This window comes from Paenibacillus cucumis (ex Kampfer et al. 2016) (genome assembly GCF_019748695.1).
GTDB lineage: Bacteria > Bacillota > Bacilli > Paenibacillales > Paenibacillaceae > Paenibacillus > Paenibacillus polysaccharolyticus.
The window spans coordinates 184042-201122 of the sequence record NZ_JACLIC010000009.1 but is presented as its reverse complement, the minus strand read 5'-3'; the positions used below and the strand labels follow the sequence as shown (position 1 = coordinate 201122).

The window sequence follows — 17081 nt, the reverse complement described above, 5'->3', positions numbered from 1 at the left end:
GGATATAAAGTGTTTAGTATATAAGGAGTATTATGATTTTGGCTGTTTTTGCGTATGAAATGGAATCTCAAATCTCGCAATAGGCGAGAGCATGATTGATAGAGCACACGGATGCAGTGCCATCCTGTTGTATATATACGTTCGTTCCTGGCCTTGTTCGGGAATGTAGCGATGTGCAAGACCATTTTGTTAAAAAGCAAAAAGGCATGGGGAAACAGGGAGTTTCACTGGTCATCCATGCAATAACTTGGGCGGCAGTCAGGGTCTTGATGCGTGACAACGAAGGGGAGAGGATCACGATGGGATTGTTTGGAGACGATTTTTATTCAACCAAGGTATCAAGACGCGCCGAACCTGAACAGAAAGGCAAACTTCAGATCATCCGCCCGGGAGGCGGAAAACGCGCACGTGATCGCTGGAGCAATCCGCGTAGATCACGCTCGGAATTCAGTTCTACCGTCAAGGTAGCTGTGATCAGTTCGGTGATTAGCTCCATCGTGACGGTTACGCTGTTCAGCTTCATCAGCCAGCCTGCAACGCAATTACCTCTGGCGAATGCGGCAGGTCAAGGTAGTGGAACTGCACAGACAGCACAGGTCGCTGATCCTTACGACCGCATCATCAACGCGGCGGCAGAAGTACGTCCTTCTGTTGTCAGCATCGTGAATCATAAAACAGGCAGTAGCCTGTCGATGGAAGATTCCGCGCTGGGGTCTGGGGTTATTTTCAAAAAAGAAGATGGCAAAGCCTACATTATGACCAATCACCACGTCGTGGAAGGTGCCAGTGATCTGGAGATCGTGACGGTGGACGGGGAAACACATAAAGCCAAACTGGTAGGTAAAGACCGGGTGAGTGACATCGCGGTACTGTCAACGGACGACAAAGGCCTCGGAGCGGCGGCAGAAATCGGTGATTCCAGCAAGCTGCAACGCGGCCAGACGGTGCTGGCGATCGGTAACCCGCTGGGACTTGGGGGTACGCTGACCTCGGGAATCGTTAGTTACACAGATCGGATTTTGCCTGTATCCATTAATCAGGATGGGGTATATGACTGGGAGCAAAACGTCATTCAGACGGATGCAGCCATTAACGAAGGCAACAGCGGCGGAGCACTGGTTGATCTGAACGGCAAGGTTGTAGGCATCAACACGATGAAAATTTCGGATACCGGCGTTGAGGGTCTCGGCTTCGCGATTCCGATGAACGAAGTGATGAAAACGGTGGATTCCCTTTTGCTGAACGGCAAAGTATCCCGTCCTTATCTTGGCGTGTACACCGTTGATCTGAGTAATCCGTATGCTCCACTAGATGATGATCAGCGCAAGGACCTCAAACTGCCATCCCACGTGGATAGCGGTGTGGTCGTATTAGAGGCTTCCGGCCCGGCATCCGAGGCAGGCATGAAGCTGAACGATGTGATTACGGAATTTGATGGGCAAAAAATTACCTCCACGCTGGACCTGCGGAAATTCCTGTACGATAAGAAAAAGATCGGCGATTCAATAGAGGTCTCGTTCTATCGGGATGGCAAAGCGGAGAAAGTGTCTGTGAAGCTGACGGATAAGCCGGAGTAAGGCTTGCTGAGTTTTATGAAGTTTGTGGGGCTGTGACCGTGGAGCATGATTTGCAGGTTGTTTCACTGAAATGATCATATGTCATGGAACATGGCCATACTGATAAGGTGATCATGAGACAGATGATAGTAGAGAGAGTGATCAGAATATATCTGACCACTCTTTTTATGTTCATGGGGCATGAGGTAGAGCCTGAAGGTAGGGCAGGACACAACTATATAAGTTGGACTATTCTTTTACACGTTAACGAAGAGGACAGAAAAAACCTGGAAAAGCGAAGCGCTCGCCTGAAAGCTTTCTGCAAGAAAGCTACATCGGAAGCATACGCTTATCACCGGATTTTCCCTTTGGAAAAGGGAATTAAAAAAATCTGGGGATAACAGCGATTGGAAGGTTATTCTGTCATCGGAGTGGACTGTGTAAAATCTTTAGTTCAATTTATATAGACAGAAAGACTTGGAGCGAAAGGCGCAGATACATTTGTTCGCCTGTATGGTAAACTGTTCTTAATGTGTTTACATAGATCGTTGTTGCAAATAACAGCTGGATAACGTGTGATCTGGCTAGCTAATCTGAAAATGGAGGGATTCGGAGATGAATCTGTTGAAGAAAAAGGTACTTGGAGGAACAAGCTTGGCACTATCGATGCTGTTGTTATCTGCTTGTGGATCGGAGAGCACACCAGCTGCATCAGTAGATACGAGCGCGTTGCAGGAGAAGATTGCTGGCCTGGAGAAAAAGCTGACCGAGCAGGGAATTAAAAGCGATGAGCAGGCGCAGAAAATTGCTGCACTTGAGAAAAAGCTGAATGAATTTGGTACAGCTGGCGTTGCTGGACAAGGGACAGGTGGCAAAACACCGACAGCTGGAGGAAACAACGGATCTGCTGGGAAAGGAGACGGGGTGCTGATTACGTTTGCCCAGTATGAGAAGCTGGAGGTTGGCATGACCGTGGAAGAGGTCATCAATATTCTAGGCGGTGAAGGTGAAGCGCTAAGTGAAGCGGAGAACATGGTCGTGTACAACTATAAAGGTACAGCTGGCAACGGCGGCAACGCGGTAATTGCTTTTCAAGGCGGGAAATTGCTCACGAAGGCTCAGTCGGGATTGGAGTAGGCTGGTAGCTGGGGGTAAGAAGCAAGTTGAGGATAGCGTAAAGGTAACGACAAGGGTAAAGCAAGGATGAGTGCAAGAGCGTGAATGCGCTTGGAGTTAAATTAAAGTTGAAGCATTCCAGCAAGGATACCTGACTGAGGTGGGTATTGTTGAGGGGGTGCTTTTTTGATCTTATGGGAAAGATAGGTGTGCACATCTTAAGGAAGAGGCTTTTTTTGTGCAAGAGTGGCAAGTTTTTGTGTGGATCAGTGATGTAGGGGTTTCTTTTCCGCGGCAGGTGTGATAGAACTGAGAAGTGGCTATCCTGTAATGGGATAAGCGGTTGTGAATCGGGAACATAGCTGGTGACAGAAAGGATGCTTGACGGATGTACGTTGTATGCAAAGAACACGTGGACATTGCCATCGACATGTTTGTAGATGAATATGAGGACGCTCCAGATATCGTGGATCTGAAGGAGACGGAATTTGCCGACTGGGACCCGCCTGCCAAATGCGCTGAGTGCGATCAGCACGCGGAATTCCTTGTCGTTTAGCGTACTGTAGAGCAGGCCGCCAGGGGTGCTATTGGATGTTGCTATGGGATATCGTTGTGCATGGCGTAGTAGCGTAGCGGTAGTGCTTCTGGCGTTAGACTTGGTTCGATCCGGTATGAACATCACAGCAAGGTGCAGAGAGAGCGTGTTGAGCGCTCTTTTTGCGTTTGTAGGGAGCGAGCGGCTGTGGCATGGGAGATTTTAAAAGTGGGCGATTCGAGCTGGATAAGGTTTGTGGTGATCGTTAGAGTTTTGGAATGAACTTGGTTTGCATGAACGATGCGATTGAAGCATCTAACATATAGATGGATGGCAAGACGACGATTCAGGAGGAATGATGAGATGTTAATTCAAATTATTGGCGTAGGCAAATTGAAGGAAAAATATTTAACGCTGGGCATTCAGGAATATGCCAAGCGGCTCGCCCCGTACATCAAGTTTCAGATGATCGAGGTCGCAGACGAGAAAGCGCCCGATACCCTGAGCGAAGCTGAGGTGCGGGCGGTAAAAGAGCGCGAGGGCGAACGCATCCTCGCGCATGTGAAGAGCGAGGCGCATGTCGTCGCGCTCGCACTGGATGGCCAGCTCTGGAGTTCGGAGGAGCTGGCTATGGAGATCGACAAGCTCGGCACGTATGGGACGAGCCATGTCGTGTTTGTCATCGGAGGAAGCCACGGGCTCTCCGATGAGGTGTTGCGCCGCGCGAAGCAGCGCTTAAGCTTCGGGCGCATGACCCTGCCGCATCAGTTAATGCGGCTGGTGCTGGTAGAACAGATTTATCGCGCAGTGAAGATCAATCGGGGTGAACCATACCACAAGTAAGGGAGAAATTTCTACATTTTATACTTTCCGAGCGTGGAAGTGTACCCACTTCGTGAGGGGGGACTGCCCTGCCTATTGGTTATAAAGACTGTCACACAAGCAAGTGATTAAGTAATCAATTAAATTTTTAATTTTATATGATACCATGTAAACTGAATTTGAATGAAGAGCGAGGAGAAATACTAGGTCTCAGCCCTCAAGCACTTTTTATAAAAAGAAATGTCGCCTAAGTAAGTCTCTATTTTTAATCTATATAGGATTTGAAAAATATACAGTAAATAAAAGGATAGATATAAGGCCGAGTATAAAAAAAGAGGTGATTGTTTGAACTCATCAAAAAATCGCGTCCAATTAATTGATGGGCTACGTGGATTCAGTCTGATAGGCATTGTGTTGGCGAATATGCTGGCTTTCCAATACGGAATGTTTGGACAGAGTGAACCCCAACTGTTAGGAATCGATGGTGCAGACCGCACTCTTCACTCCTTACTTCTTATCACTGTGGTGGGTAGTTTTATGCCGATTTTTGCATTTATATTCGGTTTTGGAATGATTAAGCTGGCTGAAAGTCTAGAATCACGAGATTTACGACCGAAATACCATTTGGCTCGTCGTTTCCTACTGTTGTTGGTTATTGGGATACTTCACATAACTTATCTATGGGAAGGGGATATCTTGACGATCTACGGTGTACTCGGATTCTTCTTGCTTCTGTTTCTAAATCGAAATCCAAAAACGTTATTTATCTTGGCGTTAATGCTACTCACCGGAGTTGGATTGCTGGATATTCTGAAGTTCAATCCAATGAATCCAATTGCTGATGTATCGACACATATGGAGAGTTATATCATACAGAGTCAGAATGTTTTTGGAAACGGTAGCTACACAGAGATTAGAGATTTTAGTAATAGTGTTAGTCCATTCGGTGGGGAGTCGGATAAAGGGATACTCCTGTTAGCCTTGGTGTTAGCTCCTCTTATGACACTACCAATGTTTCTGCTTGGCATGCGTGCTGCTAGAATTGGTACATTTAATGATCCACTAGCGATGCGATCTATGTATATTCGCCGTGCTTTGTTTCTGCTACCAATCGGTTTGCTGCTTAAAGTTTATAGTGTGCTACGACCCAAATTCAATGCCGAAGACTGGTTGTGCATCGAATTTGGATCGATGTTGGGAGGGATACTGCTCGCACTAGGCTACATTTACTTGTTTGCTCTACTTTATTCTGTAAACAGTCGAGCTAGTATATTCGTCAAGTTCGAGGCGGTTGGTCGTCTCTCATTGACCAATTATCTAATGCAGAGTGTAATCTGTACAACGATTTATTATGGATATGGATTGGGGCTGTTTGGCCGTGCTGGAGTATTTGCTGGAGTGATTATTGCACTCTCTGTATATGGTATTCAATTATTGTTCAGTCATCTATATCTCAAAAAATTTAGTAGCGGACCAGTGGAATATGTCCTAAGGATTGGGACATATATGTCCTTGAGAGGGAAGCCAAGAAAAAAGGAATGAAATCACCAAACTTCTCCAAAAGCAATGTGTTGAATCGTTCTGGAACAAACAAAAGGCTCGTATAAGTAGGATAATTTACTCTCCCTACGTAATTACGAGCCTTTACGTCTAATCTAATGTACATAAAGGATGATAAATAATTGTAATGATTTGGGGTGTCGACATTCTAATTAATATGAAATGGGCAGCCCCATTTGGTCAGAAACTATATAATTCCCCAAATCCTTTAAAGGTAGTAACTGTATTCTTGCTATTTTCAATTGAAAATTTGATATAACAGTTAGTTGCTTTTAAAGTATCTCCAAAAATTTCAGCTTTGAAGCCAACTCCTTTTTTTTCTCCGTATACATCAGTGTATCCCCAAAGATTATCTCCAAAGAACTTAGTTTCAAATATTTCATATTTAATAAGAGGAATAATTTTATCTTTATGATCGTTATACTGTTGAAGATTTAGAGTTGTTCTATAGTCTTTGGTAGATAAGTCGAATTTTTTGCACAAAGAGGTGAATGTGCGTCCATCTACTCTCTCTGAAAAGCTCCAAGTGCATTTTGTGCTAGGCTGAGGTTCAGCTAGGGCTTGATTCTTTTGGATCATCAGATTGTCATCAGCGTGCTCTATTATTTCGTAACCCTTTTGCTCGTTGACTGGCTGTGTACTTATAATTACTTTCCAGTTTTCATTGATATTTTTCATGTTTATTGGTAGGTTTATTATTTCATTGTCTGGAAATTCTAGCTTCACACTATAATTATATTCCTTATCACTAACTCTTTGTTGATCAATGATTGTAAATGAAAGAGGTACTTCTGAAGGATTCTCCAGAGAAGATTTATACTCTTGTTGCTTCTCTTCTAAACTGTTATAACGATGGTCTTCAGTCAATCTACTAAGTCTCTCATAGTCTTGATTAACCGAGGCCTCAAGATACTCTCTCAATATAAATTCCGAAGCTTCACTATTTGAAGTAGACTCATTAGCAAAGATAGTGGTAGAAATTCCAAAGAAAAGAACACAAACAATACTAAATACTTTTAATCTTCGCATGCAAAAAATCGCCTCACAATTCTTTCGAATATGTTTGTTTTAACAACTCTATTGTTTGAGAGAGGAAGTTCAGTGTTTTTTTACTTGTATGGATATTGTAGCTATTCATATAAGCATAAAAATTGGATGCTCCAGTAATGAGTTGTTGAAGAAAATCACGTTCTTCTAAAATAAATTGAGATATGGTCTTTTCTACGTGCAATGGATCATATTTTAGAGTTACTTCTATCAACCTATTATCAATCTTTTTAAAGCATATCAACTTTGGATCGATACCGTATATTCCTTCACCATATTCAAATCCACTTTCAATATAAATTTTTAAGACTGACAAATAGCATCCCCACAAATCTAATCCCCACTGTTCAAATCCAATCAGTAGTTGGTGAGTATCTTGAACAATAACGGCAATATTAAGCTCATTACTCTTCATAGGAATTTCATCACTCTGGCCAACATATAAACTTTCAAAATGTTCAACTGCGACAAAAAGCTCTCGCAACTCTTCAGTCCCCATACAAGAATATACTTCTGGAAGTGATTGTTGCGGTGGAATAAGAAACGTTTGAATGGAAACCATAAGCCCTCCAAATATCGATCCTCTTAACGAAATATATTTATTAAAATTATTTAGATTCAGCTACGTTCCAGCCCAAAGGATATAAAGTTACTACTTCATAGTCGCTACTAACAACAAGTCTATACTTTTTACCGTCATAAGTACCATCTACTGAAACGTTACCACTGTTGTTTGCGATTATTTTATTTTTATTGTTTTGGGTTTGATTTGCTACTACTGCAATAATACTTATAATATCTCTCATGCTGGTGGTGTCGTTGAAAAATGAATTATATTCTCTGTATCCTAGACCAGTCCAATATTTTGGATGATGTTTGCTTAAGATATGTTCTAATCCTCGGTCACTAGTACCGAATTTAAGTTCCACATATTCATTCGTGCCAATAAGCCAAAATTCCTCAATTAAAGAATTCCGAGTGACTAAGAAAGGAAGTTCATCTTTAAACTCATTTTCGATAGCATTCTCAACATAGGCCTCTGTAACTTTATTATATGTTTTAGTTGCTCCAAAGAGCAATTTAGCTGCCTCCATAACAATCCTAAAGATATTAGCTGGACGAACTTCACTCTGAGGTTGGACACTATTTGAACCTCTAGAGTTTTCTATTATCTCTAAAGTATCACTCTTTATTTTTTCAGTGAGCACTCTTTCAGTGTTGGGATTTGGATCAACTGCACCGTTAGCAAATGTTTGTGGAGTGGATACTGCGAACAAAGAAACACAAAGCAACAGTGATAAAATTTTATTTTTGATCAAGTTATTCTCCTCCTAAATATAATTTTATGAAATACTTACTGTTATTCCCTTTGGATATATTACCATTTTTATTTAAATTGTAAATATACAATAAAATACATATATATTAATATATATGTATTTTTAATTTCCATGTAAAGTTACAATATAGTATTTAGAGAAAAAAAGTTCCGTTGAGCAGTTGCAAGTCAAAAGTGATCTTCACACTTATTTTCTTATGTTTTGAAGTAAGAGGCTATCTCAAATAAAATCAGAGCCTCGTTTCAATTAGAGCCTTATTTTCTGATTATCGGAATATAGGCTTCACACAAAAAAGATCCAGTCACCCAAAGTGACTGGACCCTCAATAACAAACTAAATCCCAAACTCAACAATACCCTTCTCCCTTAACTCAAACGGACCTGGTGTAACATCTGCATCCGGTCTTTTTGTGCCGATAAAGTCAGAATCTAAGCGATAGGGAGTGCTGTCGGGTTCCTCGTACTTCATATCGGCGTGATACGTTTTTCCGAGCAGGTCGGTAGTAATCACCATGGCAGAGGTACCTCGAAGCAATTCGGCCTCATTGATCTGAATCTGCACCTTACCTAGAGCAGGATCAATCTCAACGTTTATGCCCTTCTGTTTAGAGACCTTCCCATCGGATTCGTGAGTACTTGGAACCGCATGATTGAGATATACATTGCCACCCATAGCTACCGGGAGAACGGCATTGCCTATAAAGAAATCCTTCGCGGCATCGCCAAGCTCCATAAGCTCTTCTTTGGTGTATTCCCACCACTTCTTATCTTTCACATTCGGATGTTGATCGTAGCCGCCAAGTCCGACAGCATGCAGATAACAAATGGAATCGTCCGGCACACCATCCATAACCGTCTTCCCGTTCTCTCCAACGGCATCCCTTGGTTTGAGGGGAAGATGTTCAAAAAAGGTGATTGGAACAGGTTCCTTATTGGCGTCGGCGTCATTATCCCCCAAGAAGATATTGTTGTAGTACCTGTCGTCGCCTCCAGTGATATTGGAGTATCCCGCCATGGCTGTCTCATGAGGGAAGTGATATGGCGTAATCCGTGTGATCTCGGAACGAACGACAAATCGACCTGCGAATAAATTATGGGCAAACGCCCCGCCCTGAGCCATATTTCTGAAATTCATAGGTGAGAGGAATAGATTATGATCAACCATATATGGACCATGGCACACCTCAACGAAGAGGTCTTCTGAAATGTTGTCAAAAAATACATTGCGGCTGATCCGAGTGCCCTGTGCCTGCCAGTCAAGCCAAAGCGCTCGGTAACAACTGTACATTATATTTTCGCTAATTTGAGTATCCAGTGCAGCATGCAGTTTAATTCCCGCAACTTCAGCACCGTGTCTGAGCCGTTTATGATGAATATTATAAATCCGATTCTGGTAAATGTGGCTGAAGGCTGCTCCCATATGGCCCACAATACCGGCCTGTTCACAATCATGAATTACATTACCTCGAACGATGTGACTGCCGACGTGATCTTTATGCCAGCCGGAGCGTAATGCTCGTAAAATAACTTCCTGCTCCCGTTGTGTCCCACCTTTACTGCGCTTTTCCAAAGAGTTGGTGTGCCCTGTACCCATTTCGGTACCTAGGCTAATACCAACACATTTGGATTCACTGATTATATTGTTTTCGATAATCCAGCCCTTGCTCCAGTGTGGTCCGATCAGACCTTCCTGGTAGTCCGTAGGTGGCGCCCATTGAGGCGAAGCTTGACGCAATATGAAGCCACTCACGGTGATATAGTTCAATCCTGGCTTCTCAGGCCAGAAGCAATAAGGACGTACATTAATTTCTACATTTTCTTTTCTAGGATCTTTTCCGCCAAAATTAGCCCAAATCTTCGTCGTCGTAGAATCGACCTCGGCATACCATTTCAACAGTGAATCCTCGGAATACTTGGCTTCGGGCCAAACCTCCGGATTGTGAACGCTTTCAACATGAGCACATTCATACAATGACTTTCCATCCAAATAGACATCGCCGAGATGAACTGGGAAGGGCCCGTCGAACAACCAGTCTCCACTAAGCTCCACTTCAAAGGGATTACGAACGGAAAAGATGGAATTCAGCACTTCTGTGCTCCAAACGTCATTTCCTTCAGCTTTCCAGTCGGTAACCCGCTCAGCTCCTGTAATGACGACTTCACCGTCTCCTGCGGATCGATACACGATTCGATGCTCGGCTGTTCCTCCATTCGTCGGGTTGACCCATTCCCTGTATACTCCCGCATGAACAATAACGGTATCACCAGCCATGGCATGAGCCGCAGCGCGTGATATGGTACGAAGGGGTTGATCTGCGGTTCCTTTTCCTTGATCATTCCCATGTATGGATACATGATATTCCATAACAGCTCTCCTTCTATTTCAAAATGTTTGTTGGTTTCCACTATTATACTAGTAAATAAATGTATTGGGATATACAGGAAGAAGGATGTTTTATGAACAGGTGCTCTAGTGACATTGATCTGATGGAGATGACCCTGAAGAAATAAAGAAGCCACTCCATTTTTTGAAGTGGCTTTTTACTCGGCTATTATTTTGCAATCTGCTATTCATACGGTGAACGGCAGCCATCTTATCTTCTACCTAGTGTCTCCCAAATACCATGGAGCCAGGAGTCGAACTCAGCATCTTTGTCGCCCTCGTAAGTATCATAGAGATCCAGACGTGTTTTTTGCAGTTTTTCCTTGAATTCCTCAAATGTGTGACCTTCGGGAAGGCTTTTTTTGATCCGTAGCAAAATTTTGTTCGTACCTTTAAACAGCTCGCCTTTGTTTTTGGCAGGCATTTGTACTTCTTCACCCAACTGTTTGAGCTTGAGATATGCGGCTTCGCGCACTTGGAACACTTGATCATTTTTCAAAACATTCTGCAGTAACTTAATGGTAGGTTCTGTGTCCCAGTTCCCCAATTCGTTCACCGCGTTCAGTCTGTCTCTCCAGCTTGAAGACCGATTAGCCGCTCGTTTGAGCTCTTCAAAGTTCTCTGGTAGTCCGTTAACTGCTCCACTATCATGGTTGTTCGTCAAGATTCAATCTCCTTAATCATCGCCATCTGGCAAATGATGAATGTTATTTATGTGATCCCTATTATAGCACGAACCTGACTAAACTACTCATACGAAGCCGATGGGTTAGCCTAAAACCATGTTCACCCAACTCATAAAGATGTACCAACCCATCTATTCTCCTTGGCCATCTTTTTCTCCTGAATAGAGTTTACCATGTACACCCAACCAATCAATCCGCATAAGACAAAACCAAATGCGTGTAGAGCTCCGTAAATAGGAATAAAGTCGAGTATGGTTAAGGAATACATATTTTTCAGTAACGGATAGAAGATGGAGATGACAACAACCGTGTAAAAGGCTAGACAAGAAAGGCCTAGGAAGAAGGATGCCTTCATATTCAAAGCGTTTTTCCGCAAGTAAGCCAGGAGATAAGCCGTATAAACCACAATATTACAAGCGAACAAAGCGACACCAACGTACTCGATCGGTTTGGAGAAAATCATACCAAAAGCAATCAATAGCGGTCCGATAATATCGATGGCAACGACCCAGGGATACCAGTTTTTTTTCGCCATAATCCGTCCCAGTGCACCAATGAAAATTGGAACGATCGCAGATGAGAAATGAAAGTGAACCGAGCTCAAGGCATGCGTAGTAACATTGGCATTGAAAAGCTCCACTTGATATTGATATAACGTAAACCATATTCCCCCGATAAAAAAGTAAACAAGTCCCGCGCCAATGGCTATTTCCGCTGCTTTTCCTTTAGCCATCACAATTGTGGTCAAGCCATAGATGCCCAGCAGTAGTGTGAACAGTAGCCAACCCAGGGAGAGCATGCCTGGTATTACCGTGCCTTCGAAACTCCACATCTTATTGCTCATGACGGAAAATAGGGTAAGAAGCGCGGCCGGATATTGAAGCCACTTCATAAGAACAAACATTATTCGTTGCTGTTTATTCTGTGCATCATATCTCAAAAGTAAAATGACAAGAGGAACGATGACGAATGCCGCATACAGTATGAACTTTTCAACAAGTTGGAATTGGAAGTAATCCAAATAAAATATAAGAATCGTCATGATTCCACCGGGAATCACAGGCATTAATAATGACTTCATTGGTTGCTTCAGAGAACGCTTCATGGCAGTTCCTTTCTAACTATATTTGTTGTATAAGCGGCGTACATTCAGGTATGTAGCATTCATTAGAATAGACGGGCAATGCTCGTTTAAGTTTAACACATTTGATTTTCAAAATATTGTCTAGCATATAAAACGAGACCCTCTAGATAACATGGTCAACCTTATCACCACAAGTCACAGCAATTTCTCTAAAAATCCTGTGAAATTGGAAAAATGTTGTTCTTGGATTTCTTTCCCGAAGTACTGCTGTGTCTGAGATCGTGGTATCTTATATTCGTCAAAAGAATTAAACGGTTCAACGAAAAGAGGAGATTCCCGTCGAACAGCAATTTTTGAATACAATCGCGACCGAATTTAAGAACAACCAGAAGGTACTGAATGCCATCGGAGACGAGACTCGGCAGGCGATATTGATGGCTTTAATTCAAGGACCGCAGAAAACGGGCATGCGTGTGGGTGAGATCAGAGTGCAAACACACCTCTCCCGGCCTGCTGTATCACATCACCTGAAAATACTGAAAGAAGCGCAGATTATCAGCGTTCACAAAGAAGGAACTCGTAACTTTTATCGGCTGGACGCCGGAAGCAAGCTGAAGTCGTTGAAAAACTTGGCGAGCGAGATTGATAAGCTATTTGAACAATGTGAGGAGCCAGCCACGGAATCACGATCCCGAACCAATGAAAGGGACGATCTTCGATGAAACGTACAATGCAAGCAGCAAACGGAGTCGATATTCCGCAACTCGGATTCGGCCTATATAAGATCAAGCAGGGGGAATCTTTCGAAAAAACGGTTGAAGAGGCGATTCGAATCGGATACCGCCATTTTGATACAGCGAAAATTTACGGGAATGAAGTAGCGCTAGGCCGAGTCATTCAAAAAAGTGACATTCCTCGGGAAGATTTCTTTATTACCTCGAAAGCTTGGACAACGGATCTCGGATATCATGCGACGAAAAAGACATTTGAGCGAACTTGCCAAAGACTAAACGTAACGTATCTCGATATGTATTTAATTCATTTTGCCGGTGCCCATTATGTGGATGCCTGGAGAGCGATGGAAGAGTTGTACGACGAAGGCCGGATCAAAGTCATAGGCGTAGCTAATTTTGAGATCAAGAATTTGGAGCATCTTAAGAAACATGCCCGGATTTTGCCCATGGTGAATCAGATCGAGACACACCCGGAATTCCAACAACGAGAGTTGCATGAGTATATGGTGAAAAATCAGATTCTGCACGAGGCCTGGGGCCCGTTAGGTCAGGGGAGCAAAGAACTGCTGGAGCACCCCGAACTGCTTACAATCGCTAGAAAGCACCGAAAGTCGGTGGCACAAGTCATTTTGCGCTGGCATCTGGAGCGGAGTATTATTGCAATCCCGAAATCATCAAATTCGCGAAGAATACGAGAGAACAGTGAATTATTTGATTTTGAGTTGAATGCTGAGGAAATGGAACATATTCGCCGATTGGATACGGGAAAAAGATACTCCGTAAGCCCGACTGGTCTTATGGTCCATCCGATTTACATCCATTTTATGAAGCTATTTAGTCGTCCGTAATAACGCATAACGACAGGGACATCCGACGAAGGATACCCTTAAACGTGCAGTTTAAAGAGAATATAGAGGATGTAGAAAGCCTTATCCTCATATGGCGGCATACAGATTCCTCTTTAAGACATGGTTTCTTTGGTCATATGCGTAATCGACATAGCCAAACTTTGGTTTCGGCCTAGAAATACAAATCAATTGTACTTGCCCTCAATCAGTGTTACGCTGAGAATCGACAACCTCAGGTTTATTCAAACTTACGTTCTGTAACAACCCCAAACAATAAATTACTATTCTAGATACCAAGAAAGGTAACACCATGATCAAAGCCCAAAACTTATCTTTTTCTTTTCCGCAGAAGGAACTTTATAAAGACATTTCATTTACACTCGAAGAGGGCCAACACTGCGCTTTTATCGGCACAAGCGGTAGTGGCAAGAGTACGTTGATTGAAATCTTGATGGACCCGGAAAGACATTTGTTCGAGGGAAAGCTGGAGATCGATCCGGATTGCACAATCGGGTATATGAGTCAGTTCTCACAGGTAGACCCAACGACAGAAATGACGGTTTTTGAATATATCGCAGAAGAATTTATCAAGCTTCAGGATGAGATCACAGCGATTTATGGGGAAATGGCCAACACATCGGATATGGATTCACTGATGAAAAAAGTGCAATCGGCTTTGGACGCACTGGAGGCCATGGGTGGAGATGATTATGAAAATACCATTCATAAACAGTTGAATCTGGCCAACCTCATGAAGCTGAAAGATGCAAGCCTATCGTCCTTAAGCGGCGGGGAATTCAAGCTTGTTCAAGTCATGAAGGAAATGCTCCGCAGTCCGGATCTGATGATCATGGATGAGCCGGATGTATTTCTAGACTTTGAAAACCTCAATGCGCTTAAAAAATTGATTAATTCCCATAAAGGCATGTTACTGGTCGTTACGCATAACCGCTATCTGTTGAATCATTGCTTCAACAAAATCATTCACCTTGAGAACATGGAGCTTCAGGAGTTCGATGGACGATATATCGAGTACAATTTCTCCTTGCTTCAGACGAAGATTGAACTGCAGGAAATCGCAGTTGCTGAAGCGGAAGAGATCGAAAGATACGACGGTGTCATCGAAAATCTCAGAGCCATAGCAACGATTAATTCGGAAGCCTCCAGAGGAAGAGCGTTAAAAGCGAGAGTGAAATTTCAAGAACGTTTGGAAGCGCGCAGAATCAAAGCACCGTTTGTCGACATCAAGCAGCCGAATATTCGGTTTGGCCTGGATCATCAAGTGAAAGACAGCATCGCGATCAAGGTCAATAACTATAGTGTTTCCTTTGATGAGCTAGTTCTGCAAGATGTGAACTTCGAGATCAAATCGACAGATAAAGTGGCCATCATCGGCCCCAATGGTACCGGAAAAACAACGTTGCTTCGGGATATTTTCAAAAACAATCAGCCATCCATCGAAATCAATGAGGATCTCAAATCGGCTTATTTATCACAGCTTCAAGGCGAAACGCTCAAAGATTCGAATACAATCCTACATGAATTCATCGATGCCGGGTTTGAAACGTATGATGAGATCAGAGCTTATCTTGTAAACTACGGCTTTGAAGGCGAAATCCTGGATCAAAAGATCGAATCACTGTCCGGCGGCGAAAAAAACATGCTTCAATTGGCTAAAGCTGCCGGGGTTCAAGCTGACCTGTTGCTTCTTGACGAACCGACAAGCCATCTGGATATCTATTCGCAGATTGCACTGGAGAGAGCCATCGAAGAATATCAAGGCGCGATCCTCATGGTTTCGCATGATTTCTATTCGGTCGTCAACGGTATGGATTATGTACTCATTATTGAGAATAAGACGATCAGAAAAATGAGCATGCGCAAATTCAGACAGATGATATACGCCAGTCATTTCGATAAAGACTATTTGCAAAATGAACAAAATAAAAAGGCTGTTGAAATGCAGATTGAATTGGCTTTGAAAAATACCGATTTTGAACGGGCAAAAGGCTTGGTCGATGAGCTGGAAGGCATTATCAAGCAACTATAATCATAGTAGTTGAGGACGGGTACAATTTTATTAATGAACGATGATTTAAAAATAGGGCTACACCCTGTAAATCCATGACCCTATGTGGTTGTGGATTTTTTGCTTTCTAAGGCCTTCTGGCTATTGCTAAAAGCTATGACCAGTCATGCTTTTTTCATATTACAGGTAATCATTTTGATCATGCTATACTCAGGAAACTAAAAGTTAGAAGGAGATTTTTCTATGATACCATTCCGTAACGATCATGTTGGAAGCTTCCTACGTCCTGCGAACTTGAGTCAGGCGCGTGAACAATACAAAGCTGGCACGATTACATATGAAGAACTAAAAGATGTGGAAGATCAAGAGATCATCCGATTGATTGAGAAACAAAAAGAAAATGGCGTACTCGCTATTACGGATGGTGAGTTTCGCAGAAGCTGGTGGCACTTTGATTTCCTGGGTGGTTTGGACGGTGTAGAGCTGTATGAGGAAATTGATGGACCTAAATTCCATAACATGCAGACTCGCAAGGGCGGAATTCGAGTTGTAGGTAAGGTAGATTTCTCTACGCATCCCTTTGTGGATCATTTTAAGTTTTTGAAAAAACATGCAGGGGACGCCGTGGCAAAACAAACTATTCCAAGTCCGAATATGCTTCTCTATCGATTGGAAAACGGCGCCAACAGCTATACGGATCGGGAGCAATTCCTTCAGGATACGATTGCAGCATATCAAAAGGTCATTCAAGCCTTCTATGATGCAGGATGTCGTTATCTACAATTAGATGATACAGCTTGGGCAGACCTATTCTCAGAGGCTGGTCATGATAAACTGCGCGCTAAAGGGTTGGAACCGGCAGTAGAGTTGAAAACGATGCAACGCATGATTAATGAAACTTTGGCTTATAAACCGGCAGATTTAGTTGTGACGATGCATATTTGTCGGGGAAACTATAAATCCAACTTTTTCTCAACAGGTGGTTACGATTATGCTTCTGAAGTTATTTTTGGAGGCTTAAATGTAGATGGGTTATTTTTAGAATTTGACGATGAGCGCTCAGGTAGTTTCGAGCCATTAAAATATGTGAATCGAACAGATTTGAAAATCGTGCTTGGTTTAATCACATCGAAAACCGGAGAGTTAGAAAATAAAGAGCAGATTAAAGCCCGGATTGCAGAAGCAGCAACTTACGTTCCCCTTGATCAACTTTGTTTGAGCCCACAATGTGGCTTTTCTTCCACCGAGGAAGGCAACATTCTAACTGAAGAACAACAATGGCGTAAACTTCGTTACGTTAAGGAAATTGCAGAGGAAGTATGGAGTTAAGGGAGGGGATTTC

Annotated in this window: 15 protein-coding genes; 9 read left to right on the top strand and 6 right to left on the bottom strand. The window is 42.8% G+C overall.

What is annotated here, in order from left to right; all coding sequences use genetic code 11:
• Positions 1-299 precede the first annotated feature (299 nt).
• The 5 genes from H7T88_RS06095 to H7T88_RS06075 all read left to right on the top strand — a co-directional run bounded on the left by H7T88_RS06095 (position 300) and on the right by H7T88_RS06075 (position 5571).
• Entirely contained in the window at positions 300-1577 is a 1278-nt protein-coding gene (locus H7T88_RS06095; protein ID WP_154890313.1) for a S1C family serine protease, read from the top strand.
• A 594-nt stretch (positions 1578-2171) separates the two neighbouring features.
• Positions 2172-2693, top strand: coding sequence for a hypothetical protein (locus H7T88_RS28645; RefSeq protein ID WP_260510742.1), 522 nt, complete (start codon positions 2172-2174; stop codon positions 2691-2693).
• 367 nt (positions 2694-3060) lie between these two features.
• Positions 3061-3228: a CxxH/CxxC protein gene (locus H7T88_RS06085; RefSeq protein ID WP_090923561.1), complete on the top strand. Its 168-nt coding sequence runs from the start codon at positions 3061-3063 to the stop codon at positions 3226-3228.
• A gap of 342 nt (positions 3229-3570) precedes the next feature.
• On the top strand, positions 3571-4050 hold the full coding sequence (gene rlmH, locus H7T88_RS06080) for a 23S rRNA (pseudouridine(1915)-N(3))-methyltransferase RlmH (RefSeq protein WP_062327777.1): 480 nt from the start codon (positions 3571-3573) through the stop codon (positions 4048-4050).
• A 324-nt stretch (positions 4051-4374) separates the two neighbouring features.
• The gene (locus H7T88_RS06075) at positions 4375-5571 is read left to right on the top strand and encodes a DUF418 domain-containing protein (protein ID WP_221787659.1); all 1197 of its coding nucleotides are present in this window, start codon (positions 4375-4377) and stop codon (positions 5569-5571) included.
• 198 nt (positions 5572-5769) lie between these two features.
• Here H7T88_RS06075 and H7T88_RS06070 read toward each other — a convergent pair whose 3' ends face one another.
• The 6 genes from H7T88_RS06070 to H7T88_RS06045 form a co-directional block, all read right to left on the bottom strand.
• A complete protein-coding gene (locus H7T88_RS06070; RefSeq protein ID WP_154889689.1) occupies positions 5770-6618 on the bottom strand; it encodes a hypothetical protein in 849 nt (282 codons plus the stop codon).
• Positions 6619-6631: 13 nt separating this feature from the next.
• Positions 6632-7198, bottom strand: coding sequence for a hypothetical protein (locus H7T88_RS06065; RefSeq protein ID WP_154889691.1), 567 nt, complete (start codon positions 7196-7198; stop codon positions 6632-6634).
• Positions 7199-7244: 46 nt separating this feature from the next.
• Positions 7245-7955: a hypothetical protein gene (locus H7T88_RS06060; protein ID WP_154889694.1), complete on the bottom strand. Its 711-nt coding sequence runs from the start codon at positions 7953-7955 to the stop codon at positions 7245-7247.
• A gap of 354 nt (positions 7956-8309) precedes the next feature.
• Complete coding sequence (locus H7T88_RS06055; protein WP_221787657.1) at positions 8310-10340, bottom strand: right-handed parallel beta-helix repeat-containing protein; 2031 nt, start codon at positions 10338-10340, stop codon at positions 8310-8312.
• A gap of 229 nt (positions 10341-10569) precedes the next feature.
• Entirely contained in the window at positions 10570-11022 is a 453-nt protein-coding gene (locus tag H7T88_RS06050; protein ID WP_154889698.1) for a HEAT repeat domain-containing protein, read from the bottom strand.
• Between the two features lie 131 nt (positions 11023-11153).
• The gene (locus tag H7T88_RS06045) at positions 11154-12149 is read right to left on the bottom strand and encodes a YndJ family transporter (protein WP_221787655.1); all 996 of its coding nucleotides are present in this window, start codon (positions 12147-12149) and stop codon (positions 11154-11156) included.
• Between the two features lie 311 nt (positions 12150-12460).
• On the opposite strand from H7T88_RS06045, the gene H7T88_RS06040 reads away from it, so the two are divergent.
• From H7T88_RS06040 to H7T88_RS06025, 4 genes are all read left to right on the top strand, one after another.
• Entirely contained in the window at positions 12461-12850 is a 390-nt protein-coding gene (locus H7T88_RS06040; RefSeq protein ID WP_312027586.1) for an ArsR/SmtB family transcription factor, read from the top strand.
• On the top strand, positions 12847-13710 hold the full coding sequence (locus H7T88_RS06035; RefSeq protein ID WP_221787653.1) for an aldo/keto reductase: 864 nt from the start codon (positions 12847-12849) through the stop codon (positions 13708-13710). Before H7T88_RS06040 ends, H7T88_RS06035 begins: the two co-directional genes overlap by 4 nt.
• A gap of 310 nt (positions 13711-14020) precedes the next feature.
• On the top strand, positions 14021-15760 hold the full coding sequence (locus H7T88_RS06030; RefSeq protein ID WP_221787652.1) for an ABC-F family ATP-binding cassette domain-containing protein: 1740 nt from the start codon (positions 14021-14023) through the stop codon (positions 15758-15760).
• Between the two features lie 222 nt (positions 15761-15982).
• Positions 15983-17068, top strand: coding sequence for a 5-methyltetrahydropteroyltriglutamate--homocysteine S-methyltransferase (locus H7T88_RS06025; protein ID WP_221787651.1), 1086 nt, complete (start codon positions 15983-15985; stop codon positions 17066-17068).
• The last annotated feature ends 13 nt before the right edge of the window (positions 17069-17081 follow it).

Excerpts from the sequence above, each read along its gene's own strand:
- H7T88_RS06095 (WP_154890313.1), top strand. The coding sequence starts at position 300 with ATGGGATTGTTTGGAGACGATTTTTATTCAACCAAGGTATCAAGACGC.
- H7T88_RS28645 (WP_260510742.1), top strand. The coding sequence starts at position 2,172 with ATGAATCTGTTGAAGAAAAAGGTACTTGGAGGAACAAGCTTGGCACTA.
- H7T88_RS06085 (WP_090923561.1), top strand. The coding sequence starts at position 3,061 with ATGTACGTTGTATGCAAAGAACACGTGGACATTGCCATCGACATGTTT.
- rlmH (WP_062327777.1), top strand. The coding sequence starts at position 3,571 with ATGTTAATTCAAATTATTGGCGTAGGCAAATTGAAGGAAAAATATTTA.
- H7T88_RS06070 (WP_154889689.1), bottom strand. The coding sequence starts at position 6,618 with ATGCGAAGATTAAAAGTATTTAGTATTGTTTGTGTTCTTTTCTTTGGA.
- H7T88_RS06065 (WP_154889691.1), bottom strand. The coding sequence starts at position 7,198 with ATGGTTTCCATTCAAACGTTTCTTATTCCACCGCAACAATCACTTCCA.
- H7T88_RS06055 (WP_221787657.1), bottom strand. The coding sequence starts at position 10,340 with ATGGAATATCATGTATCCATACATGGGAATGATCAAGGAAAAGGAACC.
- H7T88_RS06045 (WP_221787655.1), bottom strand. The coding sequence starts at position 12,149 with ATGAAGCGTTCTCTGAAGCAACCAATGAAGTCATTATTAATGCCTGTG.
- H7T88_RS06035 (WP_221787653.1), top strand. The coding sequence starts at position 12,847 with ATGAAACGTACAATGCAAGCAGCAAACGGAGTCGATATTCCGCAACTC.
- H7T88_RS06030 (WP_221787652.1), top strand. The coding sequence starts at position 14,021 with ATGATCAAAGCCCAAAACTTATCTTTTTCTTTTCCGCAGAAGGAACTT.
- H7T88_RS06025 (WP_221787651.1), top strand. The coding sequence starts at position 15,983 with ATGATACCATTCCGTAACGATCATGTTGGAAGCTTCCTACGTCCTGCG.